The 26,220-nt window shown below is 64.5% G+C and carries 30 protein-coding genes and 1 tRNA gene; 6 read left to right on the plus strand and 25 right to left on the minus strand.

The features are described 5' to 3' along the window. The 4 genes from FHX60_RS26210 to FHX60_RS26225 form a co-directional block, all read right to left on the minus strand. Positions 1-292: contractile injection system protein, VgrG/Pvc8 family (locus tag FHX60_RS26210; protein ID WP_260164776.1), on the minus strand; the 292-nt coding region annotated here is incomplete at its 3' end. Positions 293-602: 310 nt separating this feature from the next. After that, positions 603-2,468, minus strand: a complete 1,866-nt coding sequence (locus FHX60_RS26215; protein ID WP_183285081.1) for a TRAP transporter large permease — start codon at positions 2,466-2,468, stop codon at positions 603-605. A gap of 38 nt (positions 2,469-2,506) precedes the next feature. Continuing rightward, positions 2,507-3,526 (minus strand): TRAP transporter substrate-binding protein, encoded by a 1,020-nt coding sequence (locus tag FHX60_RS26220; RefSeq protein WP_183285082.1) that lies wholly within the window; start codon positions 3,524-3,526, stop codon positions 2,507-2,509. 36 nt (positions 3,527-3,562) lie between these two features. After that, positions 3,563-5,008 carry a mannitol dehydrogenase family protein gene (locus FHX60_RS26225; protein WP_183285083.1) on the minus strand — a complete coding sequence of 482 codons (1,446 nt, stop codon included), beginning with the start codon at positions 5,006-5,008 and terminating at the stop codon, positions 3,563-3,565. Between the two features lie 270 nt (positions 5,009-5,278). Here FHX60_RS26225 and manD point away from each other — a divergent pair, with 270 nt between their 5' ends. From manD to FHX60_RS26245, 4 genes are all read left to right on the plus strand, one after another. After that, the gene (gene manD / locus FHX60_RS26230; RefSeq protein WP_183285084.1) at positions 5,279-6,487 is read left to right on the plus strand and encodes a D-mannonate dehydratase ManD; all 1,209 of its coding nucleotides are present in this window, start codon (positions 5,279-5,281) and stop codon (positions 6,485-6,487) included. Between the two features lie 34 nt (positions 6,488-6,521). Further along, the gene (locus tag FHX60_RS26235) at positions 6,522-7,556 is read left to right on the plus strand and encodes a Zn-dependent oxidoreductase (RefSeq protein WP_183285085.1); all 1,035 of its coding nucleotides are present in this window, start codon (positions 6,522-6,524) and stop codon (positions 7,554-7,556) included. Between the two features lies 1 nt (position 7,557). Next, positions 7,558-8,490, plus strand: a complete 933-nt coding sequence (locus tag FHX60_RS26240) for a sugar kinase (protein ID WP_183285086.1) — start codon at positions 7,558-7,560, stop codon at positions 8,488-8,490. Positions 8,491-8,631: 141 nt separating this feature from the next. Continuing rightward, positions 8,632-8,952, plus strand: coding sequence for a 2TM domain-containing protein (locus tag FHX60_RS26245; RefSeq protein WP_112776786.1), 321 nt, complete (start codon positions 8,632-8,634; stop codon positions 8,950-8,952). A gap of 36 nt (positions 8,953-8,988) precedes the next feature. Here the strand turns inward: FHX60_RS26245 and FHX60_RS26250 are convergent, their stop codons facing one another. The 8 genes from FHX60_RS26250 to petA all read right to left on the minus strand — a co-directional run bounded on the left by FHX60_RS26250 (position 8,989) and on the right by petA (position 15,181). Further along, complete coding sequence (locus FHX60_RS26250; RefSeq protein ID WP_183285087.1) at positions 8,989-9,750, minus strand: LytR/AlgR family response regulator transcription factor; 762 nt, start codon at positions 9,748-9,750, stop codon at positions 8,989-8,991. A gap of 13 nt (positions 9,751-9,763) precedes the next feature. Beyond that, positions 9,764-10,915 (minus strand): sensor histidine kinase, encoded by a 1,152-nt coding sequence (locus tag FHX60_RS26255; protein ID WP_311730980.1) that lies wholly within the window; start codon positions 10,913-10,915, stop codon positions 9,764-9,766. After that, a tRNA-Thr gene (locus FHX60_RS26260) sits at positions 10,885-10,960 on the minus strand. Before FHX60_RS26260 ends, FHX60_RS26255 begins: the two co-directional genes overlap by 31 nt. Positions 10,961-11,012: 52 nt before the next feature. Beyond that, on the minus strand, positions 11,013-11,501 hold the full coding sequence (locus FHX60_RS26265; RefSeq protein WP_112776719.1) for a ClpXP protease specificity-enhancing factor: 489 nt from the start codon (positions 11,499-11,501) through the stop codon (positions 11,013-11,015). Between the two features lie 57 nt (positions 11,502-11,558). Beyond that, complete coding sequence (locus tag FHX60_RS26270) at positions 11,559-12,170, minus strand: glutathione S-transferase N-terminal domain-containing protein (protein ID WP_010812311.1); 612 nt, start codon at positions 12,168-12,170, stop codon at positions 11,559-11,561. Between the two features lie 207 nt (positions 12,171-12,377). Then, positions 12,378-13,121 carry a cytochrome c1 gene (locus tag FHX60_RS26275; RefSeq protein WP_012354072.1) on the minus strand — a complete coding sequence of 248 codons (744 nt, stop codon included), beginning with the start codon at positions 13,119-13,121 and terminating at the stop codon, positions 12,378-12,380. Between the two features lie 36 nt (positions 13,122-13,157). Continuing rightward, entirely contained in the window at positions 13,158-14,561 is a 1,404-nt protein-coding gene (locus FHX60_RS26280; protein WP_092317477.1) for a cytochrome b, read from the minus strand. 2 nt (positions 14,562-14,563) lie between these two features. Beyond that, complete coding sequence (petA, locus tag FHX60_RS26285) at positions 14,564-15,181, minus strand: ubiquinol-cytochrome c reductase iron-sulfur subunit (RefSeq protein ID WP_116296280.1); 618 nt, start codon at positions 15,179-15,181, stop codon at positions 14,564-14,566. 214 nt (positions 15,182-15,395) lie between these two features. On the opposite strand from petA, the gene mscL reads away from it, so the two are divergent. After that, entirely contained in the window at positions 15,396-15,821 is a 426-nt protein-coding gene (mscL, locus tag FHX60_RS26290) for a large conductance mechanosensitive channel protein MscL (RefSeq protein WP_112776717.1), read from the plus strand. 55 nt (positions 15,822-15,876) lie between these two features. Here the strand turns inward: mscL and FHX60_RS26295 are convergent, their stop codons facing one another. Then, positions 15,877-16,623 (minus strand): Nif3-like dinuclear metal center hexameric protein, encoded by a 747-nt coding sequence (locus tag FHX60_RS26295; RefSeq protein ID WP_183285089.1) that lies wholly within the window; start codon positions 16,621-16,623, stop codon positions 15,877-15,879. Positions 16,624-16,643: 20 nt separating this feature from the next. Here FHX60_RS26295 and FHX60_RS26300 point away from each other — a divergent pair, with 20 nt between their 5' ends. Beyond that, positions 16,644-17,837, plus strand: coding sequence for a Do family serine endopeptidase (locus FHX60_RS26300; protein ID WP_112776715.1), 1,194 nt, complete (start codon positions 16,644-16,646; stop codon positions 17,835-17,837). A gap of 427 nt (positions 17,838-18,264) precedes the next feature. Here FHX60_RS26300 and FHX60_RS26305 read toward each other — a convergent pair whose 3' ends face one another. From FHX60_RS26305 to FHX60_RS26360, 12 genes are all read right to left on the minus strand, one after another. Then, the gene (locus tag FHX60_RS26305) at positions 18,265-19,359 is read right to left on the minus strand and encodes a porin (RefSeq protein ID WP_183285090.1); all 1,095 of its coding nucleotides are present in this window, start codon (positions 19,357-19,359) and stop codon (positions 18,265-18,267) included. Positions 19,360-19,592: 233 nt separating this feature from the next. Then, the gene (gene tatC, locus FHX60_RS26310) at positions 19,593-20,399 is read right to left on the minus strand and encodes a twin-arginine translocase subunit TatC (RefSeq protein WP_092317489.1); all 807 of its coding nucleotides are present in this window, start codon (positions 20,397-20,399) and stop codon (positions 19,593-19,595) included. 124 nt (positions 20,400-20,523) lie between these two features. Beyond that, positions 20,524-21,045: a Sec-independent protein translocase protein TatB gene (gene tatB, locus FHX60_RS26315; protein ID WP_112776713.1), complete on the minus strand. Its 522-nt coding sequence runs from the start codon at positions 21,043-21,045 to the stop codon at positions 20,524-20,526. A gap of 93 nt (positions 21,046-21,138) precedes the next feature. After that, the gene (gene tatA / locus FHX60_RS26320) at positions 21,139-21,369 is read right to left on the minus strand and encodes a Sec-independent protein translocase subunit TatA (RefSeq protein ID WP_092317495.1); all 231 of its coding nucleotides are present in this window, start codon (positions 21,367-21,369) and stop codon (positions 21,139-21,141) included. 147 nt (positions 21,370-21,516) lie between these two features. Further along, the gene (locus FHX60_RS26325) at positions 21,517-21,873 is read right to left on the minus strand and encodes a histidine triad nucleotide-binding protein (RefSeq protein ID WP_092317498.1); all 357 of its coding nucleotides are present in this window, start codon (positions 21,871-21,873) and stop codon (positions 21,517-21,519) included. A gap of 69 nt (positions 21,874-21,942) precedes the next feature. Then, on the minus strand, positions 21,943-22,332 hold the full coding sequence (locus FHX60_RS26330; protein ID WP_181487078.1) for a DUF4870 family protein: 390 nt from the start codon (positions 22,330-22,332) through the stop codon (positions 21,943-21,945). 64 nt (positions 22,333-22,396) lie between these two features. Next, positions 22,397-22,768 carry a phosphoribosyl-ATP diphosphatase gene (locus tag FHX60_RS26335; protein ID WP_012354084.1) on the minus strand — a complete coding sequence of 124 codons (372 nt, stop codon included), beginning with the start codon at positions 22,766-22,768 and terminating at the stop codon, positions 22,397-22,399. Further along, positions 22,765-23,169: a phosphoribosyl-AMP cyclohydrolase gene (gene hisI / locus FHX60_RS26340; RefSeq protein ID WP_092317504.1), complete on the minus strand. Its 405-nt coding sequence runs from the start codon at positions 23,167-23,169 to the stop codon at positions 22,765-22,767. The genes FHX60_RS26335 and hisI overlap by 4 nt, the downstream gene beginning before the upstream one ends. A 2-nt stretch (positions 23,170-23,171) precedes the next feature. After that, positions 23,172-23,942 (minus strand): imidazole glycerol phosphate synthase subunit HisF, encoded by a 771-nt coding sequence (gene hisF / locus FHX60_RS26345; RefSeq protein WP_062801924.1) that lies wholly within the window; start codon positions 23,940-23,942, stop codon positions 23,172-23,174. A 70-nt stretch (positions 23,943-24,012) separates the two neighbouring features. Then, a complete protein-coding gene (hisA, locus tag FHX60_RS26350) occupies positions 24,013-24,759 on the minus strand; it encodes a 1-(5-phosphoribosyl)-5-[(5-phosphoribosylamino)methylideneamino]imidazole-4-carboxamide isomerase (RefSeq protein ID WP_112776712.1) in 747 nt (248 codons plus the stop codon). A 166-nt stretch (positions 24,760-24,925) separates the two neighbouring features. Next, the gene (hisH, locus tag FHX60_RS26355) at positions 24,926-25,579 is read right to left on the minus strand and encodes an imidazole glycerol phosphate synthase subunit HisH (protein WP_018004935.1); all 654 of its coding nucleotides are present in this window, start codon (positions 25,577-25,579) and stop codon (positions 24,926-24,928) included. Beyond that, on the minus strand, positions 25,576-26,199 hold the full coding sequence (locus FHX60_RS26360; protein ID WP_092317510.1) for a YchE family NAAT transporter: 624 nt from the start codon (positions 26,197-26,199) through the stop codon (positions 25,576-25,578). The genes hisH and FHX60_RS26360 overlap by 4 nt, the downstream gene beginning before the upstream one ends. Positions 26,200-26,220 lie beyond the last annotated feature (21 nt).

Raw genomic sequence — 26,220 nt, forward strand, 5'->3', positions numbered from 1 at the left:
CGAGGCTGCCGTCGGCGCCAAGCTTCTCGGCCTGGCGGATCAGGCCGGTGCGGCGTGACTGGCCGCCGCCGGCGAGCGTGGTCAGCAGTGTGATGTGCTGGCCGAGCAGACTGTCCAGCGCAATATCGGCATTGGCGCTGACCGCAACGATGCGCCATTCGAACACCGCAGAGATGGCCTCGCGGCCAATCCAGGCTTCGACGGCCAGTTCATCCACCGCGCCATCACCTTCCAGGGCATACAGGCGATGGGTAGAGGAAAACAGCTGTTGGTGGAAGCGTGCAGGATCCATTTGCCGATGCGTCAAACCGCCTTGTTGTTCAGACGCGCTATGGCGACCTTGCGCATAGCAATCGGCTATTTGTGCCTTGGCATCTAAAGGAAATCAACGGACAAAATCCCGATACGGAGCACGATATTTATCTCGATCAAATACCGCTCAGATCCCCCCTTCAGCGGGACGAAGTTTCACTTCTAAACGTGCTTTAGGATTTCGGCTATTTGCTGACAGGCCCAGCTGTTTCCGGCCAAGCACGACACCCGTTAAAAGAATGCATGTAGCCAGCCATGGCACTCGGCGCCGCGCCGGCGCCGAGTGCCCGTCAAAGAAACCCAATCGAAAACCAAGGCACCAACATCAACAGCACCAGCGCCACAAACAACGCCGCCATATGCGGCCAGACCCGCGGCATCGCCACGTCTGGCGACACCCGCCCGATCGCGCAGGCTGCATAAAACCCCACGCCAAAGGGCGGCGCGAACAAGCCCAGCCCCATCGCAAAAATCACCACCATGGCGTAGTGCACCTCATGCACGCCGACCAGCTTCGCAATGGGAAACAGCAAGGGCCCGAACAACACAATGGCGGGGATACCTTCCAGCAAGCTGCCGAGGATGACGAACGCCAGCGCCGATACCAGCAGAAAACCGGTCTTGCCGCCGGGAACGGACGACAGAATCCGCACCAGGTCCTGCGCAAAGCCGGACTGCGTCAGCGCCCAGGCCATCGCCGTGGCACAGCCGACGATCAGCAGAATCGCGCCGGACAACGCCGCCGTATCCAACAGCATCGGATAGACCCGCCGCCAGTCGAACTGGCGATACACCAGGACCCCTGCCAGCACGGCATAGAAAATGCCGATGGTAGATACCTCGGTCGCCGTAGCCACCCCCTCCACCACCGCCGTGCGAATGATGACGGGCAGCGCCAGTGCCGGCAGCGCAACCAGTAGCGCTTTCACGATCGCCTGGCGCGACGGCCGCGGCACGCGGCTCATGTCTTCCTTGCGGGTCTGGAACCAGACCACCAGCGCCATCATCACCAGCCCGACCGCCGCAGGCATCAGCCCCCCGATGAACAGCGACGTGATCGATACCCCGGTCACCGATCCCACGGTGATCAGCACAATGCTGGGCGGGATGGTTTCCGACATCGCGCCCGAGGCTGACAGCAGGCCGATCAGGTCGCCGTCCCTGGCGCCACGCCGCTTCATTTCCGGGAACAGGCTCGGCGCCACGGCGGCCATGTCGGCGGCCTTGGCGCCGGAGATGCCGGAAACGATATACATCGCGCCCAGCAGCACATACTGCAATCCGCCGCGCAGATGGCCGATCAGGCTGACCAGGAAGTGGATCATCGCGCGCGCGAGGCCGGTCATCTCGATCAGCGCGCCCAGGAAGACAAAGAGCGGCACCGCCAGCAGGATCAGGTGCGACATGCCCTCCTGCATGCGGTTCGGGATGATGGACAGTGGCGTGGCCGTGGACAGCGACAGGTAGCACAGCGTCGCCAGGCCGAAGGCGAAGGCGATCGGCACGCCGATGGCCACGCACGCGACCAGCATCAGCAGGAAGAAGATCACGAGGTTGGCATTGCCCAGCGTCATCAGCGTCGGCGACAGCAGCCAAAGGATGCTGCCACACAATGCCACCATCAGGCCCGTCGCGATCACCGGCTTCCAGTGCGCCGCGAGCAGGCGCAAGATTGCCGCGACCAGCATCAGCACGATACCGGCCAGCACCGCGCCGGCGCGGTAGCCCTCGCTGATCTCCAGCGTCGGCGTCGAGACTTCCAGGTGCTCGGTCAGGTGTTCCCAGCCGGGCCTCAGCAACAGCGACAGGAACCCCACCACCAGCCACATGCCGAGCGCGTCCACCCATGCTCGCCTTGCCGGCGGCAGGTTCTTGATAAAGGTGGTCAGTTGCATATGCGCGCCGCGGTCCAGCGCAATGATGGCGCCGAGCATCGCCAGCCACAGGAACAGGATGCTGGCCAGTTCATCCGTCCAGGGAACCGGCTGGTGCAGCACGTAGCGCGCGAAGGCGCCGCCGCCCAGCAGCAGGATTTCTGCCAGCGCGATCAGGGCGGCCGGAACCTCCACCATGCAGGCCATCAGGCGGCGCCAGCACGCCTTGGCGGCTGACGGCGCTGAGAGCGCTGGCGCGATGGCTTCAGCGGTGTGCTCCATCGATGTCTCCTTTCCTTTTTTATCGTTCGTGCCAGCCGTCATGCGAGACGGCCTGCGTATTTCTCCAGCCGGGACCATGCTTCGTCGCCGTACTTTTTCTTCCATTCGGCATAGAAGCCGGCGCCTTGCAGCAAGGCACGGAATGGCGCGGGATCGGGCTGGTTGAAGACGATGCCGAGGCGACTCAGCTCGGTTTGCGCATCGGTATTCAGGCGCGCGATGTCCTCGCGCTGCTTCAGCGCCGCCGCGGTGAAGTGTGTCGTGATGGCGGCCTGCACCTCCGCTGGCAGCGCCCGAAATTTCTTCGCATTGCCGAAGATAAAGTGACCATCCCAGGTGTGTCCGGTCAGCGCGCAGAACTTCTGCACTTCATACAGCTTGGCGCTGCGGATCAGCGCCAGCGGGTTCTCCTGCCCGTCGACGACCCGTGTTTGCAGCGCCGAATAGAGCTCGCCGAACGGAATGGCCGTGGGCGACGCGCCCAGTGCCTTGAACATCGAGATCCACAACGGGATGCCGGGCACGCGCACCTTGAAGCCCTTCAGGTCCGCCGGCGTGTTGATCGGCCGGCTCGCCGAGGTGATGTTGCGATAGCCGTTGTCCAGGCATTTGTCGAAGACGTGCAGGTTCACCTTGCCCAGGGCAGCACGGACATAGGCGCCGACGTCGCCATCCATCGCGGCCCAGACCGTGGCGTAGTCCTTGAAGGCAAAGGCCACGCCGTTGATGCCGGCGGTCGGTACCAGCGTTTGCAGGTTGGTGCCGGCCGTGGACATGAAATCCATCGCGCCGGTGCGCACCTGCGCGATCATGTCGGGCTCGCTGCCGAGCTGGCTGTTGGGATAGACCTGCAGGTCAACCTTGCCTCCGGTGTCCTGGTGGATGGCCACCGCCGCCTGCTGGATGCGCAGCGTGCCCGGATGGTCGGCGGGAAAGGCGGTGCCGTACTTCAGGCGGATGGTGCCAGCCTGGGCCAGTACGTGGGCTGCCGGCAGCGTCATCGCCAGCGTGCCGGCGGCTAGCGCGCCAAAGCGGCGTCGGGTTAACAGCATGGCCATGGTGCGGTGGTCTCCTAGTTATCGGGTGGGGATGGCTCAGGACGACAGCAACGCGGCGGCGCCGCCGGCGCGCAGCACCGCCAGGTGGCGGGCCAGGCGGTCAGCCAATGGTGCGGGCCACGGTTCGCTGCCAAAAACAGGGGCGTGCGCGAGTGCCTGTCTGACGGCGTCGGCATCGCTGTGCGCGCCACGCAGGCACGCCGCCAGCGCAGGTGCGCCGGGATCGTCGAAGGCAAGTGCCTGGCCGCCATCGCTGCGTCCGCTGCGCAGGCAATGCAGCCAGGCCGCGAGCGCGCGTTCCAGCCACGGCCGCTCGGTCCCTGCACTGGCACGCAGGGCGGGCAGCCAGCGCACCGGCACTTTCTGCGTGCCGTCGGCTGCAATCTGCACGGTGCGATGGTCGAGCGCGGCATTGCGGAAGCGCTGCAGCAGGGCGTCGGTGTATCCGGCCACGTCATACCCGGGCGGCGCTTGCACGGTGGCGCACAGGTCTGCCATCACGCCGCGCGCGAACGCGCCGACCTGCGGATCGTCCATGGCCTCGGCAACGGTCTGCAGCCCGCACAGTTGTCCGGCGTAGGCGATGGCGGAATGCGTGCCGTTGAGCAGCTGCAGCTTCATCGCCTGGAACGGCCGGACATCGCCGGTCATCAGCGCGCCGCCCGCTTCCCACGCCGGCCTGGGTCCGGCAAAGCGGTCCTCGATCACCCACTGCGTGAAGGCTTCGCAGACGATGGCGGCCTCGTCGCGCAAACCCAGGCGGCGCTGCGCGTCACGGCGCGATGCCGGCGTCGCGGCGGGCACGATGCGGTCCACCATGGTGTTGGGAAACGCCACGTCGTCGCGCACGCGGCGGGCCAGTTTTGGGTCCGTCAGCGCGGCGTACTGCGCCAGCAGCTTGCGCAGCGTCTCGCCATTGGCAGGCATGTTGTCGCAGCAGACGATGCTGAGCGGCGCCCTGGCGGGCCGCCGGCGCAGGCCGGCAGCCAGTACGCCGAGCGTGCTTCTGGGGGTGTCGGGATGGGCCAGGTCGTGGCGGATATCGGCGTGGTCCGTGTCCAGGTCGGCGCTGGACGGGTGCTGGCAGTAGCCCTTCTCTGTCACCGTGCAGGTCACCACGGTGATACCGGGATCGGCCAGCGCGCCGAGCACCTCGCCCAACGCATGCGGCGCATACCAGGCCTGTACCACGGCGCCGACGATGCGGGTGGTAGCCGTCGCGCCTTCGCGCTCGGTCACCGAATACAGGAAGTCCTGCGCCGCCAGCGTCCTGGGCATGCGCGGCTCTCGCAGGCTGACGCCGACAATGCCCCAGCGGCTATCCCCGGCGTGGATCGCGGCTTCCGTGTACAGCGCCTGGTGCGCGCGATGGAACGCGCCCAGACCCAGGTGCAGCACGCCGCGCGACAAGCGGCTGCGATCGTAGCCCGGCTGGCGCACTTCAGCATTGGCGCGGCAACGGTTGCGTTGCTTGAGCCTCATCGGCGGTACCTCGGCAGGTCTGTTGGCAGCAGCATCGTGCGTGCATCCGGCGTTGTCTTCGATGCGAAGAAGTTTGCACGCACCCGTGGTGTCCAACGTGCGGTGCCTTCGCGATTCAACTGCGGCAAACGCTGCATTTGATTGCGGAATCTGCCGTACTCCGCCGCAATCGGCCCGCAGTACTCTGGCTGCATCCACACCGATGCGGGCGTTGCGCAACCAGGCGGCGCCGTCGGGCCACGACAACGACGATCCGGCCGGAGACACCCTTTGAAAATCGAACAGATAAAGACCATCGTCACCTGCCCCGGGCGCAACTTCGTGACGGTCAAGGTGGTCACCGATGCCGGTGTGTACGGGCTGGGCGACGCCACGCTCAATGGCCGCGAACTGGCGGTGCGGACCTATCTGGACGAGCATGTGATTCCGTGCCTGACAGGCCGCGATCCGCGCGGGATCGAGGACATCTGGCAATACCTCTACCGCGGCGCCTACTGGCGGCGCGGGCCGGTGACGATGACCGCCATCGCCGCAATCGATATGGCGCTGTGGGACATCCTGGGCAAGCTGGCCGGCATGCCTGTCTACCAGTTGCTTGGCGGGCGCAGCCGCCATGGCCTGATGGTGTACGGCCACGCCACCGGGCGCGACCACGCCGAAGCCATCGACGCGGTGCACAGCCATATCGAGCAAGGCTACAAGGCGATTCGAGTCCAGTCGGGCGTGCCTGGCTTGTCCAAGGTGTATGGCGTCGGCACCCAACCGGGTCACTATGAACCGGCGCAGAAGGGCCTGCCGCCGGAGGAGCCATGGGACACCTCGCTGTACCTGCGCCACACGCCGGAACTGTTTCGCAAGGTGCGCGAGGCGGTCGGCTTCGGCCCGCATCTGCTGCACGATGCGCACCACCGGCTGACACCGATCGAAGCGGCCAGCCTCGGCAAGGCGCTGGAGCCCTTCAGCCTGTTCTGGCTGGAGGATGCAACGCCGGCCGAGAACCAGGAGGCGTTCCGGCTGATTCGCCAGCACACCACCACGCCGCTCGCGGTGGGCGAAATCTTCAATTCCTTGTGGGACTGCAAGGACCTGATCAGCCATCAGCTGATCGACTACATCCGCACCACCATCGTCCACGCCGGCGGCATCACGCATGTGCGCCGCATCGCGGACTTCGCAGCGATCCATCAGGTCCGCACCGGCTTCCACGGCGCCACCGACTTGTCACCGGTATGCATGGCCGCAGCCGTCAACTTCGGGCTGTGGGCGCCAAACTTCGGCATCCAGGAACTGATGCCGCATGGCTCGTTGATTGACGCGGTGTTTCCACACAACTACCGCCTGGAGGACGGTTACCTGGTGATGGACGACGTGCCCGGTCTTGGCGTCGACATCGACGAGCGGCTGGCGGCCCGGTATCCGTACGAACGCGCCTATCTGCCGGTGGCGCGGCTGCGCGACGGCGCGATGTGGAATTGGTAGCCGCCGCGCCAGTAGACGGAAACAAGGAGCCAGCATGTTGAGCGTAGTCGTCGAGCAAGCGCACCGCATGGCCGTATGCGAGCGCCCCAACCCGGTCCCGGCCGAAGGCGAGGTGCGCGTGCGCGTCCGCCTGGCTGGCGTCTGCGGTTCGGATTTGCACATCTTCCATGGCAAGAATCCGTTCGTGACCTATCCGCGCGTCATCGGCCACGAGTTCGTCGGCCATGTCGATGCGGTCGGCGCTGGCGTCAGCGCCTTGCGCATCGGCGAGCGGGTGGTGGTGGATCCGGTGGTCAGCTGCGGTCAATGCCATGCCTGCCGGATCGGCCGGCACAATGTCTGCCAGCGGCTACAGGTGATCGGCGTGCACCGCGATGGCGGCTTCAGCCAATTCGCATGCGTGCCGGCACGTAACGCCTACGCGGTGCCCGATGGCATGCCGACGGCCAGCGCCGCGGTGATCGAGCCATTTGCCGTGGCCGCCAACGCCACCCACCGCACCGGCGTTCTGCCCTCGGACGTGGCGCTGATCTATGGCGCCGGGCCGGTCGGACTCAACCTGCTGCAGGTGCTCAAGCGCGTATATGGCATACGCACCTTCATCACCGACCATGTCGATGAACGGCTGGCATTGGCGCACGCCTGCGGCGCCGCGGACGACGAAATCATCAACACCGCGCGCGAGCCGCTTGCCCGCGCGCTGGAGTGCCGCGGCGCGGCGGGCGGGCCGACGCTAATCTACGATGCCGTCTGCCATCCCGCCATCCTGGAAGAAGCCGTTGGCCTCGCCGCACCGGCTGGCCGCATCGGCGTGCTCGGGTTTTCCGCCACGCCATCGTCGCTGCCGCAGCAAGCGCTGACCAGCAAGGAATTGACCCTGTACGCCTCGCGCCTGAATTGCGCGATGTTTCCCACCGTCATCGACTGGATCATGCGCGGTCTGGTGGATCCGGGCCGGATCGTCACGCATCAGGTCAATGTCCGCGACGTGGCCTACGCGTTCGACCTCGCCGAAAACCAGCCGCGCGTCAGTTGCAAGGTGTTGCTCGACCTGGGCGAGGACGCCTGACATGCGCGCGCGGTTCGACATCGTCGCGCTGGGCGAGGCCATGGTCGAGTTCAACCACGCCGTCCCGCGCGGTTCGCGCACCTATCTGCAGGGCTTCGGCGGCGATACCTCCAATGCCGTCATCGCCGCGGCGCGCCAGGGTGCCCGGTGCGCCTACGTGACCCGGCTGGGCGACGACGAGTTCGGCCGCATGTGCCGGTGCCTGTTGCGCCGCGAGCACGTCGACACCAGCGGCGTCGTCCTCGATGCGTCGGCGCCTACCGGACTCTACTTCGTCCATCATGGCCCGGATGGCCACGTCTTCACCTATCGGCGCTCGGGGTCCGCCGCGAGCCGGATGCAACCCGGCGACCTGCCGGTCGCATTGCTGGAAAGGGCCACCTGGCTCCACGTCTCGGGCATCAGCCAGGCCATCAGCACGTCAGCCACGCGTACCGTGCGCGAGGCCATCCGCATTGCCCGCCAGGCCGGCACCAGAGTGTCCTACGACCCCAACCTGCGCCTTACGCTCTGGCCATTGGAGCGCGCCCGTGAAGTCATTGTCGCCACGCTTCCCCTGTGCGACCTGTTTCTGCCGAGTCTGGACGACGTGCGCCAGCTTGCGGGCATCGACGATCCCACAGGTATCGTCGACTGGTGCCACCAGATGGGCGCGCCGCATGTGGTATTGAAACTGGGCAGCCAGGGTTGCCTGGTATCCGACGGCGAAGAGTTGACCGCCGTGGCGCCGTTCCGCGTCGACGCGGTCGATGCGACCGGCGCGGGCGACTGCTTCGACGGAACCTATCTCGCGCGGCTGGTGGCCGGAGATGACCCTGTGTCCGCTGCGCGATGGGCGGCGGTGGCGGCCGCGCTGGCCACCACGGGCCACGGCGCCGTCGCGCCGCTGCCAGGCGTGCAAGCCGTCTGGAATGCACTGAAAGCGCAATCATGAAGGTGGCGACGGCGCGACACTCACGCTGACTGCGTGCACGCTCGCGAACGAAATCCGTCGATTCAGCCCATGGGCCTGGAACGGCGCCTGGCGGTGGCCTATACCTGTCGCATGCCAACCTTCCTGATGACGAGGTATCCCATGCACCACGCCTTCCCGCCCAACGACCCCAACGCCATGGCCTACTGGCGCGCGCGCCGCATGGTGCGCGCGCTGCGCGGCTGGTATATCCACCTGCTGGTTTATACCGTGGTCAATGCATGGCTGTGGTTCCGCTTCTTCTACTTCCCGTCGCCGCCCTGGTCGCATTACGCCACCACGGGCTGGCCGTGGCCGCTGACCACCACGCTGGCCTGGGGGCTTGGGCTCACCGTGCACGGGTTACTGGTCTGGATGCGGCTGTCGCGCCGCGGCCGTGACTGGGAACAGCGCAAGATCCAGGAATTCATGGATCGACACTAGCCAGATCACTGGCCGGCGGCGCGCGCGCCAGCCGGCCTACATCTGCCGGAACCGATGCATGTAGGCGCGCGATACCGGCAGTTCGGCATCGCTGTCGCGCAGCCTGACAAAGAGCCGCCCCGACTCGTCGCGCCGCGTGCCGGCCACGTATTCCATATTGACGATGGATGAGCGGTGGATCTGCCAGAACACCTCGGGATCGAGACCGGCAATCAGCTCCGCCAGCGGCGTGCGGATCAGGTGCTCGCCATCCGGGGTATGCACCACCACGTACTTGTCGTCGCTCTGGAAATACATCACGTCCTGGATCGGCACGTGGCTGGTGGTATTGCCCCGGCTAGCCCGGACCCACCGCAGCTGGCTGGAACCTTCCGCGCGCGGCTGGGCACGTGTCAGCTGGTTCAGCAACTGCGCCAGCTCGGGCAGTGGCGCCGCCTCCTGCAACGCCTTGCGCAATCGTTCGATGGTGCGGCCCAGGCGCTCCTCGCTGACCGGCTTCACCAGGTAGTCCACTGCGGCGCGCTCGAACGCATCGAGCGCAAACTCGTCATAGGCTGTGACGAACACCACCCGGGTTTCGGTTTCCAACCCCTGCGCCACTTCCAGCCCCGACAGGCCCGGCATCTTGATATCGAGGAAGGCAACGCTCGGCGACAAGCGCGCGATGGCGTCGGCGGCTTCGATGCCGTTGGTCGCCTCGGCAACGATCTGCAACTCCGGCCACAGGCGCTGCAGCTTGCCGCGCAGGTAAGCACGCAGATGCTCTTCATCGTCGGCAATCAGGGCGGTGGTCGTCATGTGCATCTCCGGTTCAGGATGCCGGTGGCAGCGGAAGATCGATCAGTACGGCGGTGCCGGGCGAGCGCTCCTCAATCCTGACGTGGGCGTCACCGTCATACAGCACGGCGAGCCGTTCGCGCAGGTTAGACAGCCCGACACCAGCGCCGGCCGAGGGCCGAAACCCCATGCCATCGTCCTCGATCGTCGCCAGCATGCGCGCGTCGTGCCGCTCCAGCCGGACCAGCAAGCGCCCGCCTTCGATTTTCGGCTCCAGACCATGCTTGATCGCATTCTCGACCACCGGTTGCAACAGCATTGGCGCCAGCGGCATCGCTTCGAGTTGCGGGTCGACGTCGACCGTGTATTGCAGGCGCTCGCCCATGCGGATGCGGATCAGTGCCAGATAATCGCGCAGCAGCTTTGCCTCCTGCGCCACCGTGCCTTGCGTCGCGCGGCTGGCGGCCAGCGAGGCACGCAGATAGGCGATGAAATGCTCCAGCATCATCGTCGCCTTCTGCGGCGCGGGCTCGATCAGGCTGACCACGTTGGCCAGCGTGTTGAACAGGAAGTGCGGTTCGATCTGCGCCTGCAGCAGCTTCATGCGGGCCTCGACCAGCTGCTTCTCCGTCGACAGCGTGCGCACCTGTTCCTGCGCCATGTACTCGGCAATCTTGCGCTCTTCCCACCGCCGCCCGAGCAGGCCTACACGTCCCCAGGTCATGATGCCATGCACCGCCAGGCCGATCCCCCAACCCATCAGCGGGCCACCCGCCCAGGGCCGATGCGACGAGCCCATCAGATGGAAGCCGATCAGCATCGCGTTCACCACCACGTAGACCATGGCGTGCAGATAGAAGAAGCGCAACGCGCGCACGCGGTGGCGGGCTTCTTCATAGGCGCGTTGCTCGGGGGCCGAGCGCCAGAGGCGGGAGTTGGGGAAAGGCACGGGGGGTGGTTGGGGCAGAAATGGGGGCAGGTTACCACCGGGCCAAGGGGGGCTGATATGCGGGTGCCGGGAATCAACAGGATGGCGGCGTGAAACGACGGAAAAGAGGCGTCGATGCCCGGGTGTCGGTCGGCAGCCCCTGTGACAACGCCTCGGACACGCCAAAAACAAACGGGCCACGCAATGCGTGGCCCGTTTTTCAATTCTGGTGCCGGCTGCAGGACTCGAACCCGCCACCTGATGATTACAAATCAACTGCTCTACCTGATGAGCTAAGCCGGCATGTCTGGTGCAGACCGCGATTCTACTGCATTGCGGTCGGCTTTGGGATGGCTTACTTCACCACTTTCAGTGCAGGCTTCTTGCCGCCGATACGGGTCACCGGGGGCGGCGTGTCGTCGTCGCCGGGGCCGGTGTCGCTGGTGGTTGCCGGGGTTTCGGCTTCGACCGGGGCGAGCTTGGGCGGCGGGTTGTTTTCACGCTCGGTGGCGGCCTGGGTTTCCGGCAGGCTGCGTTCGACCGGGAAGGCCATGCCCTGTCCGTTCTCGCGGGCGTAGATCGCCAGCACGTTCTCTACAGGCACGTCGATCTTGCGCGAGACACCGCCGAAGCGGGCGCTGAAGGTGATCCACTCATTGCCCATGTCCAGGCCGCTGGTGGCGTCGAAGCTGACGTTGAGCACGATCTCGTTGTTCTTGACGAACTCGCGCGGCACGTTGGTGTTGGCGTCGACGAAGACGGCGATGTACGGCGTGAAGCCGTTATCCGTGCACCATTCGTAGATGGCGCGGATCAGGTAGGGCTTGGTGGAGGTTTCAGGCATTGTGCTTCCAATGGCGCCGCGATGGCCCGAGGGCGGATGCCGTCGGGCCGGTGCCGGTTAGCGGCGCATCACCTTTTCGGACGGGGTGAGCGCTTCGATGTACGCAGGGCGGCTGAAAATGCGTTCAGCATACTTCAGCAGCGGCGCGGCGTTTTTCGACAGCTCGATGCCGTAGTGGTCCAGGCGCCACAGCAGCGGCGCGATGGCGACGTCGAGCATCGAAAATTCTTCGCCCAGCATGTACTTGTTCTTGACGAAGATCGGCGCCAGTTGCGTCAGGCGATCGCGGATGGCAGCGCGGGCACGTTCGTGGTTCTTTTCCGCGGCCTTGCCCTTTTCGTTCTCCAGCGTGTAGACGTGGGTGAACAGTTCCTTTTCGAAGTTGAACAGGAACAGACGGGCGCGGGCGCGCTGCACCGGATCGGCCGGCATCAGCTGCGGGTGCGGGAAGCGCTCGTCGATGTATTCGTTGATGATGTTCGACTCATACAGGATGAGGTCGCGCTCGACCAGGATGGGTACCTGGCCGTACGGGTTCATCACCGAAATATCTTCGGGCTTGTTAAAAAGGTCGACGTCGCGGATTTCAAAATCCATGCCCTTTTCGAACAGGACAAGGCGGCAACGTTGGGAAAACGGGCAAGTCGTACCCGAATACAACACCATCATGGTTGGATTCCTTGGGCTTAGCCGGAGCTGGGTCGGACAGTAAGGTCTGCCATTCTGCCAAAGTCGGCTACCGAAAAGCAAATAAGTGGCAAATGCGGCACTTTTCGGGGCCGTGACTAGCAAAAAAGGCCAAGGGCGGCGCTACCCTTTTGGCAGCGACCGCCCCTGGCCTTGTTGGATCCGGGCCCGATCAGGCCCGTCACAGTTTTACTTCACGTCTTTCCAGTACGCCGCGTTCAGGCGCCAGGCGAACACGGTGAATACGCCCAGGAACAGCAGCACCCAGACGCCCAGGCGCTTGCGGTGGTTCTGCGCGGGCTCGGCCATCCAGTCCAGGAAGCTGACGAGGTCGGCAGTCATCTGGTCGTACTCGACCTTGCTCAGCTTGCCCGGGCTCAGTTGCTCGAAGCCGGCGAACTTGTGCACCTTCTCGCCGTGTTCTTCCACTTCGGTGAACTTGGCGGCGCGCTGGCCCTGAAGTTCCCACAGCACGTGCGGCATGCCGACGCTCGGGAACACCAGGTTGTTCCAGCCGGTGGCACGGCTGTCGTCGCGGTAGAAGGTGCGCAGGTAGGTGTAGAGCCAGTCGTCGCCACGGGCGCGGGCGATCACCGACAGGTCCGGCGGCTGCGCGCCGAAGAAGGCCTTGGCTTCCTTCGGCTGCATGGCGATGTTCATGGTCTCGCCCACCTTGTCCGCGGTGAACAGCAGGTTCTCGCGGATCTGGTCGTCGGTCAGGCCGATGTCCTTGAGCCGGTTGTAGCGCATCATCGATGCGCCGTGGCAGTTCAGGCAGTAGTTGACGAACACCTTGGCGCCGCGCTGCAGCGACGACAGATCGGCGGTGTTCACCGGCGCCGGCTCGAGGGGGAAGCCCCCCTCGGATGCCATGGCGGGCGCGCCGGCAATGCAGGCGCCGGCCAGCGCGAGGATCGAAAGCAGCTTTTTCATCTTGTGTCCTTGTGCTCTTGTCGGGGTTCGCTTCGCTCAGTGCGGGTGGAACGTGACACGCTCCGGGACCGGCTTGAACTCGCCGACACGGCTCCACAGCGGCATGGTCAGGAAGAAGGCGAAGTACAGCAGCGTACCGAGCTGCGACACCTTCTCACCAACCGGCGACGGCGGTTGCACGCCGAGATAGCCGAGCACCAGGAACACCACCACGAAGACGATCAGGATGGTCTTGTGGAAAGCGGGACGATAGCGGATGGACTTGACCGGCGAGCAGTCGAGCCACGGCAGGAAGAACAGGATCACCACCGAGCCGCCCATCACCAGCACGCCCCAGAACTTGGCGTCGATGAAGTAGAAGCCCACGGCCAGGATCACCGCGATGGCGACGGCACCGATCTTCACCCGGGCATCCTTGCTGCGCAGGAACACCATGCCCAGCAGCAGCGCGAAGAAGACCCACAGGATCGGCAGGAAGTTCGACGTGGTGGCGCGCAGCATCGAGTAGAACGGCGTGAAGTACCAGACCGGCGCGATATGCGGCGGGGTCTTCAGCGGATCGGCCGGGAAGAAGTTGTTGGCTTCCAGGAAATAGCCGCCCACTTCAGGGAAGAAGAAGATCACGGCCGAGAACAGGATCAGGAAGCCGCCCACGCCGAGCAGGTCGTGCACCGAGTAGTACGGGTGGAACGGGATGCCGTCCAGCGGGACACCGTTTTCGTCCTTCTTGGCCTTGATCTCGACGCCGTCCGGGTTGTTCGAACCCACTTCGTGCAGCGCGATGATGTGGGCGATCACCAGACCCAGCAGCACCAGCGGCACGGCGATGACGTGGAACGAGAAGAAGCGGTTCAGGGTCGCGTCGCTGACCACGTAGTCACCGCGGATAAACAGCGACAGGTCCTGGCCGATCACCGGGATGGCCGAGAACAGGTTCACGATCACCTGGGCGCCCCAGTACGACATCTGGCCCCATGGCAGCAGGTAGCCCATGAAGGCTTCGGCCATCAGGCACAGGAAGATCAGGCAGCCGAAGATCCAGACCAGCTCGCGCGGCTTGCGATACGAACCGTACAGCAGGCCGCGGAACATGTGCAGGTAGACCACGACGAAGAAGGCCGAGGCGCCGGTGGAGTGCATGTAGCGCACCAGCCAGCCCCACGGGACTTCGCGCATGATGTATTCCACGCTGGCAAAGGCCACCGGAATGCCGGCGGCGTTCAGCGTGCCGTCCGGCTTGTAGTTCATCACCAGGAAGATGCCGGTGACGATCTGGATCACCAGCACCAGCAGCGCCAGCGAACCGAAGAAATACCAGAAGTTGAAGTTCTTCGGCGCGTAGTAGCGGGACAGGTGGTCTTCCCACAGCTGCGTCGCGGGAAAGCGGGCGTCGATCCAGCCCATCAGGCCGGTCGTCTTGACTTGTTTTTCGGCCGCCATGATCAGGCTTCTCCTTTCTCGTCCTTGCCGATCACGATCTTGCTTTCGGACAGGAACTGGTAGGGGGGAACATCGAGATTCTGCGGAGCCGGCTTGTTCTTGAAGACGCGCCCGGCCAGGTCGAAGGTCGATCCGTGGCAGGGGCAAAGGAAACCGGGATCAGTGCCGAGCTGAGGATTGGCACCGGGGGCGAAGGGGCCCGAGGGGGAACAGCCAAGATGGGAACAGATGCCCACAACCACCAGCACGTCCTTGTGTTCCGGACGCGAACGGGTTTCGTTCTTGCAGTACTCGGGCGTCTGCATGGTGAACGGAATTTCGGAATTGGGATCGGCCACTTCGCCGTCCGTCTTCTTCAGCGACGCCAGTTGCTCCTCCGTGCGCCGCATGATCCAGACCGGTTTGCCACGCCACTCGACGGTCATCATCTCGCCCGGCTTCAGGGCGCCGATATCCGCCTCGACTGGAGCACCCGCGGCTTTGGCCTTCTCCGATGGTGCAAAGGTACTGACGAAAGGAACCGCTACCGCCACGCCTCCGACGCCGCCAGCGACGGATGTCGCGATCAACCAATTGCGGCGACCTTTATCCACGCTCTTCACGTCTTGCTGGTCACTCATTCCAAACCCCAGGGGAAGTCAATTTAGATTTTGCGTCAACCATAAAGTGTACCTTAGAGACCTGCGCACTAGATAGGCAGAAAATGCCACGGCCTCGCGCGATTATCGGACATGCATCCCGGAAATCCGCCTCCACGCTTGATTTCCGGTGAGTGATGCGGCAGGCTTCCAGCTTGAAACCGTTCACCCATCGCCACAAGAAGGAGAACCCCCCATGGGCATGATCTCGGAATTCAGAACCTTCGCCGTACGCGGCAACGTCATCGACCTGGCGGTCGGTGTGATCATTGGCGCGGCCTTCGGCAAGATCGTGGATTCCGTGGTCAATGACCTGATCATGCCGTTGGTGGGCCGGGTTGTGGGCAAGCTGGACTTCTCCAGCATGTTCATTGTTCTGGCGGATCCCCCTCCGGGGACACCGCTGACGCTCGATGCCCTGAAGAAAGCCGGCGTACCGGTGTTTGCCTATGGCAATTTCCTGACCATCGTCGTCAACTTCACCATCCTGGCCTTCATCATCTTCCTGATGGTGCGTGCCTTCAACCGCATGCGCGCCGCAGAACCGCCGCCGCCGCCCGCCGCTCCGCCCGAAGAAGTCGCGCTGCTGCGAGAAATCCGCGACAGCCTGAAAACCCGCTGATTCGAGTCCCGAACGATAAAACGGCCCCGCTGGGGCCGTTTTGTTTTTTGTCAGATCAGACCGGATTCGGAATATCGATAAAGGTATGGCGCAGGCCGAAGCGTGCGGCCACATGCTCGCCCAGCGAGCGGATGCCATAGCGCTCGGTCGCGTGATGGCCCGCCGCCAGATAGGCCACGCCGCTCTCGCGCGCCAGGTGCGTGGTCTGCTCCGAGACTTCGCCGCTCAGATAGGCGTCGACGCCGGCAGCCACCGCGGCATCGAAATACCCCTGCGCCCCGCCCGTGCACCAGCCAACGGTGCGGATCATCTGCTCCGGCGCGCCGATCGCCAGCGGCTCCCGCCCGAGCACGCCGCCGACATGCGCAGCCAGCGCGGCAAGCGGCATCGGCGCGGGCAGCGTGCCGGTCCAGCCCAGCTGGTCGTCGCTGAAGCGGCCGGTGGGCGTGAAACCGAGCTGCAGGCCAAGTTGCGCGTTATTGCCGAATTCCGGGTGATTATCCAGGGGCAGATGATAGGCGAACAGATTGATATCGGCCCCGAGCAGGCGTTTCAGGCGCGCATGCTTCTGCCCCACCACGCGCGCATCCTCGTTTTTCCAGAAATAGCCGTGATGCACGAGGATGGCGTCGGCGCCCGCCTCGACCGCGGCATCGACCAGCGCCAGGCTTGCCGTCACCCCGGTCACCACATGTGTGATCTCCGAGCGACCTTGCACTTGCAGCCCGTTGGGACAATAGTCCTTGTAGCGGGAAACTTCCAACAGGCCGTTCAAGTACAATTCAAGCTCTTTTGTTTTCATTTTCTGCTCAAAACTCCAATATGTTGCGGCGCTTTTGGCTGTTCTTTGCCCAGGCTGTCACCGTCGTGCTGGCGGTCTGGTTCGTCGTGGCAACGCTCAAGCCTGAATGGCTGCAGAGGGGGCGCGTCGCGGTCCAATCCGGCTCGCCCATCGTGGCGCTCAAGGAGGTCGTGCCCAACGTGTCCGGTCCTGCGGCGGAAGGGTCATACAGCGAAGCCGCCCAGCTCGCCATGCCGGCGGTGGTCAATATCTTTACCAGCAAGAACGGCAACAAGCGCTCGCCCAATCCGCAGGCCGAGGATCCGTGGTTCCGCTTCTTCTTCGGCGACCGCCTGCCTGAGCGGCAGGAGCCGGTTTCGAGCTTGGGGTCGGGCGTCATTGTCAGCGCCGAGGGTTACATTCTAACCAACCACCACGTGGTCGATGGGGCCGACGAGATCGAGATCGCGCTGACCGACGGCCGCAAGGCCAATGCCAAGATGGTCGGGTCCGACCCGGAAACCGACCTGGCCGTGCTGAAGGTGACGCTCAAGGATCTGCCCGCGATCACGCTGGGTCGGCTCGAGAACGTGAAGGTCGGCGATGTGGTGCTGGCCATCGGCAACCCGTTCGGCGTGGGCCAGACCGTGACGATGGGCATCGTGTCCGCGCTGGGCCGCAGCCACCTGGGCATCAACACCTTCGAGAACTTCATCCAGACCGATGCCGCGATCAACCCCGGCAACTCGGGCGGTGCGCTGGTCGATGCGCAGGGCAACCTGCTGGGCATCAACACGGCGATCTATTCGCGCTCGGGCGGCTCGCTGGGTATCGGCTTCGCCATCCCGGTATCGACGGCCAAGCAGGTGATGGAGTCGATTATCTCGACCGGCAGCGTGACGCGCGGCTGGATCGGCGTCGAGCCGCAGGACATGACGCCAGAGATTGCTGAATCGTTCGGACTCGATGCCAAGGAAGGCGCACTGATTGCCGCCGTGGTCCAGGGCGGCCCGGCGGACAAGGCTGGCGTGCGGCCCGGCGATGTGCTGACCAAGGTGGATGGCCTGTCGATCACCGATACCACGGCGCTGCTCAATGCCATTGCGCAGCTCAAGCCCGGCGTGGACATCAAGATGACGGTGATCCGCCGCGGCAAGCCGACGGACCTGACGGTTACCATCGGCAAGCGGCCTCCCCCGCCGCGCCGCTCGCTGCCCTTTGAAGAGGAAGAGTAAAGCTGGCGTTGCCAGTGCCGGAGTAAGCAAAACCCGCCAGCGATGGCGGGTTTTTTTATGGCTGCCCCGGCCTGCCGGCTCTGGGGTGGCGGCAAGACCGGAACGTCGGCTTGCGTCCCGATTCGCCAGCGCGACAGTGCCATGCCTGACGGCACCAGGTGCTACTCAGGAAACCAGGACTCGGCCGTCATAGCGCGGCTGGCGTGCCGCTTGTCGCGGCGGCCTCTATCCGGCTGGAAAGCGTGTGCGGAAGTCGGGGCATCGCAGCAGTCAGGACAACCCCGTGCCGGCTCATATGGCTATGACAGAGGGGATTAGTCGCTCGCGCCTTTCCCAGCCGCCTCATCGCACAAAAGAAAACGCCGGCATCCTTGCGGATACCGGCGTTTTTCAAGCCAACTTGATGCGGGCTTGCACCCGCGTCAAATTAGAACTTGTGACGCAGACCAACCACAGCACCGAACTGGTCCTTGCCTGCTTGCACGGTGTTGAAGCCGTTCACGCCCAGCAGCGAACCGTTGTCGTTCAGAGCGTACGACAGCGAGGTGTACACGTCGGTACGCTTCGACAGCGCGTAGTCGGCGGTCACGACGAATTGCCACGGATCCGCATCGCTCTTGCGGAAGTCTTGGTAGTACGCAGCGCCCGACAGCGAGAACGCCGGGGTCAGCTGGTAACCCAGACCCAGCCAGTACAGGTTGGAGGTACCGTTGATGGCACCCGGGTTGGCGGCAGTGCCGACCTGGCCCGGCAGGCTTGCGCCGTCGGCAGCCTTGGCCCAACGGTAGCCAGCGTAGACCTTGGCCGGGCCGAAGGCATAGTTGGCACCCACGGTGGCGCGGCGGATACGCTGACCGCTCTGGTCAACGGTGACACCACCAACGGTACCCGTGGTACCGTGGGCTTCGTCATAGGCAGCACCAACCGAGAACGGGCCGGCTGCGTAGTTCAGCATGGCGCCGTACTCTTGGCCGCGGCGGAAGGCGCCGGCGACTTCTTGGCCGTTGTTGTTGAAGCTGTAGAAGGCCGAGGCGGTCAGGCCACCGAACTTGCCGATGTACTTGACGGTGTTGTCAGCGCGCGAAGCGAAAGCGGCGTCCTGAGCCAGGATACCGTAGCGCGACGAGATGGCCATCGGGTCATAGATCAGACCGAAGTCATAGAAGGCGGTCTGTTGACGGCCCAGCAGCAGCGAACCGAAGTTGCTTTGCAGACCGACGTAGGCTTGACGACCGAACAGACGACCACCTTGGGCCGAACGACCGTCATCCAGGTCGAAACCGCTTTCCAGGACGAACACGCCCTTCAGACCGCCACCCAGGTCTTCCACGCCACGCAGGCCCCAGCGCGAACCGGACTGGTTACCCGACGACATGCGGAACAGATCGTCGCCGGCAGCGTTGGCCTTGCTGACGTATTCGAGGCCGACGTCAGCCACGCCGTACAGGGTCACGCTCGACTGGGCATACGCGCCACCAGCGGCCAGAGCGGCGACGGCAGCAGCAAACAGTTTCATCTTCATATCGACACTTTCCTTGTCAACTGATTGGGAAATCTTGGTTGCCCAAGTGCTTGGGCGACGCATTTACATTCACGTCTGCTGCGTATTATGTGCCAGCCCCCCCGGCCGTCAGAAGGCTTTTTCGGCGTAAACCATGCTTACTGGCGGTTTTTGTTGTCGGGGAGCAACAGGAATGCGGGTAGAAATCCCCATTTTGGTGCAAACGGACATCCCAGCTTGAGAAAAAGCCTGCCTCAGCGCGATTCGTCCGGCTGAGTTTCTGCGGAAGTGGCCTCCTCGGCTGCCGGTCGGCCGACAAAGCGCGCCAGGATCAGGCCAAGTTCGTAGAGGGCCACGAGAGGAACCGCGAGCAGCAGTTGCGACAGCACGTCCGGCGGCGTGACGATGGCGGCGATGATGAAGGCCCCGACGATCACATAGGGGCGGATCTGCTTGAGCTTTTCCAGTTCCACCACGCCGAACCGAACCAGCACGATCACCACCACCGGCACTTCGAAGGTAATGCCGAAGGCCAGGAAGGTGGTCATGGCGAAGCTGAGGTATTTGTCGATGTCGGTGGACATCTCCGCCCCCAGCGGCGCGTTGTAGTGCGCCATGAAATGGAACACCGTGGGGAACACCAGAAAATAGGCAAACGCCACGCCGCACAGGAACAAGAAATAGCTGCTCGATACCAGCGGCAGGATCAGGCGCTTCTCATGCTGGTACAGGCCGGGCGCGACAAACTGCCAGACCTGGTACAGCACCCATGGCAGCGCGATCAGGAACGCTACCAGCAAGGTCACCTTCATCGGCACAAAGAACGAGCCGGTCACGTCCGTGACGATCATCTTGCCGCCCTTGGGCAGTGATTCCATCAGCGGCGCGGAGAACAGGTTGAAGATGACCGGCGCCCAGTAGACCAGCGAGACGAACACCAGGATGATGCCGGCCACCGCCTTGACCAGTCGCTGGCGCAACTCGATCAGGTGGGAGATGAAGGTTTCCTGCTGCGACTCGTCTTGCGGGTCTTGGGGATCGGAGGACCTGGTGTCGCTCATGGCGTGAACCGCTCAGCCGCGAGGGCTGGCAAGTGGATCGATGAAACCGCAACGTGGCGGCGTGAGGAGGCGGACACAACGACAGCGGCCACGGCGGCCGGCAGGAGTTCGCCGCGCGCCATGCTTATTCGAAGAAGGAACGGGAGGGCCGGCTCGCCGGCCGGTGCCGCTTGACGCGCGCCGCGCCCGACTGCACCCAGACGCGGACATTGTGCTGGCGCTTGAACCACAGCGGACGCGCGCCCTGCTTGACGCGCCAGCTCTTGCGCCCGTTGTGCGCCTTGTGCGCCGCGTCCCAGCTGGGCACGAAGCCGCCGCCGGCATCGCTGCTGCCGCCCGCGCCGGTGGCTGCGCCGGTTTCGGCGCCGCCGAGCGCTTCGTTGAGCGCCTGGGTCTGCTCGCTGACTTCCTTGTGGATGGTGCGCTCGACATCGCGCGCGGCGTCCTCGAATTCCGTGCGCATCTTGCGCAGTTCTTCCAGTTCCACCTCGCGGCTGACTTCGGCCTTGACGTCACTGATATAGCGCTGCGCACGGCCGACCAGCGCGCCGACCGTGCGCGCAACCTTGGGCAGCCGTTCGGGACCGATCACGATCAGTGCCACGGCGCCGATCAGCGCCAGCTTGGAAATGCCGAGATCAATCATGCGGACACATCATGCGGACAACATGCGGAATAGCGCAGGCGCGCAACGACACGCGCAGCGAGGTTTGCGTGGAAGGGAGGGCACACCGCCGGCTTATTGCTGGCGGGTCTTTTCCTTGGCGTCGACGTCGATGGTGGTGGAATCGCGCAGTTCCTTGGACGCGCCCGGCTGGGCCGCCTTGTCCTCGCCGTCCTTCATGCCGTCCTTGAAGCCCTTGACCGCGCCGCCCAGGTCCTGGCCGATATTGCGCAGCTTCTTGGTGCCGAACACCAGCATGACGATCACCAGCACGATCAGCCAGTGCCAAATGCTAAACGAACCCATCTCTTGCTCCTGATGCAGCCGCGGGCGCAATCATTGATGCCCGGACCCGTTGTTCCGTCCCGTGATGGCCGCGCCGGGCGACGGTTGCCGGCGCAGCTTCTGCCCGGGCGTTGCCGCCGCGGACACTCCCCTGCCAAGGCTGCCCGGTCAGGGCAGCGGTCCCTTCCAGGCGTGGCGCGGTCCACCCAGCACATGCAGGTGCAGGTGGTAGACCTCCTGTCCGCCGTCCGGGCCGGTGTTGATCACCGTCCGGAAGCCGTTGGAACAGCCGGCCGCGCGCGCCAGTTCTGGCACCTTCAGCATCATTCTAGCAAGCAGCTCTCCTTCGCCGGCGCCGCAATCGGCAAGCGAGTCGACATGCGCTTTGGGAATGACCAGCAAGTGTACCGGGGCCTTGGGATGGATATCGTGGAAAGCCAGCATGTCGTCGTCTTCATAGACCTTGTTCGACGGCAGCTGGCCAGCCACGATCTTGCAGAAGATGCAATTATCCCGAGCGTTCATGAAAATTTCATTGCGACGGCCGCGGCCCCGATGACCACCTCATGCGCCAGGCTGACCGGCATCCCGGCATCAGAACTGCTGGTCCGGGTACATTGGCTTGCTGTCGTTCAGATACAGCCAGCCCTTGACGATACGATACAGCATCCACAGCGACAGCACGCCCCAGACCGCAAAGGCCAGCGGCATCAGCACGACTGTCGCGAACAGCACCCCGCCCAGCACGCCCCAGGCCACCGACCACCAGAACGAGCGGATCTGCCAGGCGAAGTGCGAGGCATACAGCGACCCGCGAGCGTCATCGCGCTTGACGTAGTCGATCACGATGGCGATCAGCGCGGTGATGCCGCCGGTGAGCCAGAAGATCGCATACAGCGCGTAAAGGATGTGCAGCAGCTTGCGCAGGCTGCTCAGCTGTTGGCCGCTGGGAGTGGTGACCTGCCCGGTGTAGTCGTTCGCCATAATCGCCCTCGGTTGGAAGCCTGCCTCGCGGCAGGCGGGAGACCGGCCGGCACCCGCGCGCCGGTTAGTCCTTGCGCCGGGCCTTTTCTTCCAGGCCGGACAGCCCTTCGCGCCGCGCCAGTTCATTGACCACGTCAGCCGGCGTCAGGCCGAAGTTTGCCAGCAGCACCATGCTATGGAACCACAGGTCGGCGACTTCATAGACCACCTTGCCGGCCGCGGCGCCGCTTTCGCCGGCGGCGCGCGCATCCTTGGCGGCCATCACGGTCTCGGTGGCTTCCTCGCCGATCTTCTTCAGGATGGCGTCGTCGCCCTTGCTGAACAGGCGCGCCACGTAGGATTTGTCGGGATCGCCGCCGTTGGCGGGCTTGCGCGATTCCAGCACCTCGGCCAGGCGCGCCAGGACATCGTTGCTGCTGAGTGCGTTGTCGCTCATGGCTTGGTGTAGATCTGGGCAGGGTCCTTCAGCACCGGCTCGACCGTCTGCCAGTCGCCGGCGTCGGCATCGCCCTCGAATTTCTGAAAGAAGCAGGAATGGCGCCCGGTATGGCAGGCGATGCTGTCGATTTGCGTCACCTTCAGCAGCACCACGTCTTCATCGCAGTCCAGACGGATCTCGTGCACCTTCTGCACGTGGCCCGATTCCTCGCCCTTGTGCCACAGGCGCTTGCGCGAGCGCGACCAGAACACGGCCTCGCCCAGTTCCACGGTGCGCAGCAGCGCCTCGCGGTTCATGAACGCGAACATCAGCACGTCGTTCGAGCCGACTTCCTGCACGATCACCGGCACCAGGCCGTTGTCGTCCCATTTCACCTTGTTGAGCCACTTCTTCGGCATGATCAGATCCGCACGGGAATGCCCTCGCGGGCCATGAATGCCTTGGCTTCGCCCACGGTATGCTGGCCGTAGTGGAAGATGCTGGCGGCCAGCACCGCGTCGGCGCGGCCCTGGGTGATGCCGTCGGCCAGGTCCTGCAGGCCACCGACGCCGCCCGAGGCGATCACCGGCACCGGCACCGCATCGCTGACCGCGCGGGTCAGCTCCAGGTCAAAGCCGCTCTTGGTGCCATCGCGGTCCATGCTGGTAAGCAGGATTTCGCCGGCGCCGCGCGTGGCCATCTCGCGTGCCCATTGCACCGCGTCCAGCCCCGTTGCCTTGCGCCCGCCGTGGGTGAAGACCTCCCAGCGCGGCGCTTCGCCCGGGGCGGAGCTGCGCTTGGCGTCGATCGCCACCACGATGCACTGCGAGCCATAGCGCGCGGTGGCATCCGACACCAGCTGCGGGTTGGCGATCGCCGACGAGTTGACGCTGATCTTGTCGGCGCCGGCATTGAGCAGCCGGCGTACGTCTTCGACGGTGCGCACGCCGCCGCCTACCGTCAGCGGGATGAACACCTGCGAGGCGACGTCCTCGATGATATGCAGCATCAGGTCGCGCCCGTCGCTGGTCGCGGTGATGTCCAGGAATGTGATCTCGTCGGCGCCCTGCTCGTCATAGCGGCGCGCGATCTCCACGGGATCGCCCGCGTCGCGCAGCTCGACAAAGTTGACGCCCTTGACCACCCGCCCGTTGGTCACGTCCAGGCAGGGGATGATACGTTTGGCTAGCATGAGATTCCTTGTCCGCCACCGCTGCCGTGCCGGCAGCGGCCTGGCGGCCGCGCCCCGCGGCGCCGTTGCCTTATTGCCCGTTGCGCAGCTTGTCCGCGCGCGCCTGCGCGTCGGCGAAGTTGAGGTCGCCGGAATAGATCGCACGGCCGCAGATGACGCCTTCCACGCCCTCGCCCTCCACCGCGCACAGGTTATCGATATCGGCCAGGTTGGACAGCCCGCCGCTCGCGATCACCGGGATCGACATCGATTGCGCCAGCTTGACGGTGGCATCGATATTGATCCCCTGCAGCATCCCGTCGCGGCCGATGTCGGTGTAGATGATGGCCTCGACGCCGTAGTCTTCATACTTGCGCGCCAGGTCCGCCACCTCGTGGCCGGTCAGCTTGCTCCAGCCATCGGTGGCCACCTTGCCGTCCTTGGCATCGAGCCCGACGATGATATGGCCGCCGAAGGCCGAGCAGGCGTCCTTCAGGAACCCGGGGTTCTTCACCGCCGCGGTGCCGATGATGACGTACGAGAGCCCGTCGTCCAGCCAGCGCTCGATGGTGTTCAGGTCGCGGATGCCGCCGCCCAGCTGCACCGGGATCTCGTCGCCGACCTCGGCGATGATCGACTTGATGGCGGCCTCGTTGCGGGGCTTGCCCACGAACGCGCCGTTCAGGTCCACCAGGTGCAGGCGGCGGGCGCCCTGCTCCACCCAGTGGCGTGCCATGGCGGCGGGATCTTCGGAAAAGACGGTGGCCTGGTCCATGTCGCCTTGTTTGAGGCGTACACACTGACCGTCCTTCAGGTCGATGGCCGGAATGAGCAACATATGCGTGACGAGCGTGGTTGAGTGAGTGAGATTGAGCGAGACCGGCGCATGCCGGTCAGGTCGGGTCGATAGTCGATCGGAAACGGGTGAGGTGCCGGGTCGGTCAGCGGTCGAGCATCGGGTCAACAAGCGAAAACAAGCGAATCGCGAATCGGCAAGCTGCGCTTCAGGGATTCCAGTGGACGAAGTTCCGGTACAGCTGCAGGCCCATGGCCGCGCTTTTTTCGGGGTGGAACTGCGTCGCGAAAATATTATCGCGCGCTACCGCGCTGGTAAACACGACTCCGTATTCCGTTTCGCCGGCAATATGGGCCGGATCCTGCGCCTGCACATAGTAGCTGTGGACGAAATAGAACCAGCTGTCGTCCGGGATACCGTCCCACAGCGGGTGCGGCCTGGCCTGGCGCACCCGGTTCCAGCCCATCTGCGGCACCTTGAAACGCGAGCCGTCGGGTTGCGTCATGCCATCCAGCGCAAACCGTACGACCTGCCCGGGCATCAGCGCCAGCGCCGGGGTGCGATCCGTGCCGGCCCGGCTTTCGGTGCTGAACTCGAACAGCATCTGCTCGCCCACGCACACGCCCAGCATCGGCTTGCTCGCGGCGGCCTCGACCACCGCCTGCTGCAGTCCCGACGCCCCCAGCGCCGACATGCAGTCGGGCATCGCGCCCTGGCCCGGCAGCACCACGCGGTCCGCCGAGCGGATGCCTTCGGGCGCATCCACCACCCGGACATCGGCTTCCGGCGCCGCGGCACGCAGCGCCTGCGCCACCGAGCGCAGGTTGCCCATGCCGTAATCCACAATTGCTATGGTAGTCATGATTTCAAAACAGGCAACAATGTCTTCAGCCCGTCCACGATGAATTCCACGGCCAGCGCCGACAGGATCAAGCCCATCAGGCGCGTGCCGATATTGATGCCGGTGCGCCCGATGACCCGGGCGATCGGGTCCGCCGCGCGGAATACCAGGTACACCACCGAACCCAGCAGCGCGCCGATGCCGACCAGAATCAGCAACTGATACCAGTGCTGGGTCTTGCCCGCATAGACGATCACCGTGCTGATCGAACCCGGCCCGGTCAGCAGCGGCAGCGCCAGCGGCACCACCGCGATACTGGACTTGACTCCGGCCTCGTCCTCTTCTTCCGGCGTGGCCTTGGTGCGGCTGGTCTGCGCATTCAGCATGTTCATGGCCATCATGATCATGATGAGTCCGCCGCCCACCTGCAGCGATGCCACCGAGATATTGAAGAACTCGATGATCTGCTGCCCCAGCAACGCCGACACCGCCACCACGATCGCCACCGAGATCGACGCGATCTTGATGGTATGCCGCTTTTCCGCTTCGGTCTGCTGCGTGGTCAGGCTGATGAAGAACGGGATCGCCCCGATCGGGTTGATCAGCGCCAGCAGCGAGATAAACGACTTGAGCGTGTCCATTGGTTGCGGGTCGCCAGCATT

This window comes from Cupriavidus alkaliphilus (genome assembly GCF_014191175.1).
Taxonomy (GTDB): Bacteria; Pseudomonadota; Gammaproteobacteria; order Burkholderiales; family Burkholderiaceae; genus Cupriavidus; species Cupriavidus alkaliphilus.

Excerpts from the sequence above, each read along its gene's own strand:
- hisI (WP_092317504.1), bottom strand. The coding sequence starts at position 23,169 with ATGCCGAAGAAGTGGCTCAACAAGGTGAAATGGGACGACAACGGCCTG.
- mscL (WP_112776717.1), top strand. The coding sequence starts at position 15,396 with ATGGGCATGATCTCGGAATTCAGAACCTTCGCCGTACGCGGCAACGTC.
- FHX60_RS26270 (WP_010812311.1), bottom strand. The coding sequence starts at position 12,170 with ATGATGGTGTTGTATTCGGGTACGACTTGCCCGTTTTCCCAACGTTGC.
- FHX60_RS26305 (WP_183285090.1), bottom strand. The coding sequence starts at position 19,359 with ATGAAGATGAAACTGTTTGCTGCTGCCGTCGCCGCTCTGGCCGCTGGT.
- tatA (WP_092317495.1), bottom strand. The coding sequence starts at position 21,369 with ATGGGTTCGTTTAGCATTTGGCACTGGCTGATCGTGCTGGTGATCGTC.
- FHX60_RS26325 (WP_092317498.1), bottom strand. The coding sequence starts at position 21,873 with ATGAACGCTCGGGATAATTGCATCTTCTGCAAGATCGTGGCTGGCCAG.
- FHX60_RS26245 (WP_112776786.1), top strand. The coding sequence starts at position 8,632 with ATGCACCACGCCTTCCCGCCCAACGACCCCAACGCCATGGCCTACTGG.
- FHX60_RS26235 (WP_183285085.1), top strand. The coding sequence starts at position 6,522 with ATGTTGAGCGTAGTCGTCGAGCAAGCGCACCGCATGGCCGTATGCGAG.
- FHX60_RS26330 (WP_181487078.1), bottom strand. The coding sequence starts at position 22,332 with ATGGCGAACGACTACACCGGGCAGGTCACCACTCCCAGCGGCCAACAG.
- tatB (WP_112776713.1), bottom strand. The coding sequence starts at position 21,045 with ATGATTGATCTCGGCATTTCCAAGCTGGCGCTGATCGGCGCCGTGGCA.
- FHX60_RS26220 (WP_183285082.1), bottom strand. The coding sequence starts at position 3,526 with ATGGCCATGCTGTTAACCCGACGCCGCTTTGGCGCGCTAGCCGCCGGC.
- FHX60_RS26280 (WP_092317477.1), bottom strand. The coding sequence starts at position 14,561 with ATGGCGGCCGAAAAACAAGTCAAGACGACCGGCCTGATGGGCTGGATC.
- FHX60_RS26275 (WP_012354072.1), bottom strand. The coding sequence starts at position 13,121 with ATGAAAAAGCTGCTTTCGATCCTCGCGCTGGCCGGCGCCTGCATTGCC.
- FHX60_RS26240 (WP_183285086.1), top strand. The coding sequence starts at position 7,558 with ATGCGCGCGCGGTTCGACATCGTCGCGCTGGGCGAGGCCATGGTCGAG.
- hisF (WP_062801924.1), bottom strand. The coding sequence starts at position 23,942 with ATGCTAGCCAAACGTATCATCCCCTGCCTGGACGTGACCAACGGGCGG.
- FHX60_RS26335 (WP_012354084.1), bottom strand. The coding sequence starts at position 22,768 with ATGAGCGACAACGCACTCAGCAGCAACGATGTCCTGGCGCGCCTGGCC.
- FHX60_RS26265 (WP_112776719.1), bottom strand. The coding sequence starts at position 11,501 with ATGCCTGAAACCTCCACCAAGCCCTACCTGATCCGCGCCATCTACGAA.
- FHX60_RS26360 (WP_092317510.1), bottom strand. The coding sequence starts at position 26,199 with ATGGACACGCTCAAGTCGTTTATCTCGCTGCTGGCGCTGATCAACCCG.
- petA (WP_116296280.1), bottom strand. The coding sequence starts at position 15,181 with ATGAGTGACCAGCAAGACGTGAAGAGCGTGGATAAAGGTCGCCGCAAT.
- FHX60_RS26295 (WP_183285089.1), bottom strand. The coding sequence starts at position 16,623 with ATGAAAACAAAAGAGCTTGAATTGTACTTGAACGGCCTGTTGGAAGTT.
- FHX60_RS26215 (WP_183285081.1), bottom strand. The coding sequence starts at position 2,468 with ATGGAGCACACCGCTGAAGCCATCGCGCCAGCGCTCTCAGCGCCGTCA.
- hisA (WP_112776712.1), bottom strand. The coding sequence starts at position 24,759 with ATGTTGCTCATTCCGGCCATCGACCTGAAGGACGGTCAGTGTGTACGC.
- FHX60_RS26300 (WP_112776715.1), top strand. The coding sequence starts at position 16,644 with ATGTTGCGGCGCTTTTGGCTGTTCTTTGCCCAGGCTGTCACCGTCGTG.
- FHX60_RS26250 (WP_183285087.1), bottom strand. The coding sequence starts at position 9,750 with ATGACGACCACCGCCCTGATTGCCGACGATGAAGAGCATCTGCGTGCT.
- tatC (WP_092317489.1), bottom strand. The coding sequence starts at position 20,399 with ATGAGCGACACCAGGTCCTCCGATCCCCAAGACCCGCAAGACGAGTCG.
- FHX60_RS26225 (WP_183285083.1), bottom strand. The coding sequence starts at position 5,008 with ATGAGGCTCAAGCAACGCAACCGTTGCCGCGCCAATGCTGAAGTGCGC.
- hisH (WP_018004935.1), bottom strand. The coding sequence starts at position 25,579 with ATGACTACCATAGCAATTGTGGATTACGGCATGGGCAACCTGCGCTCG.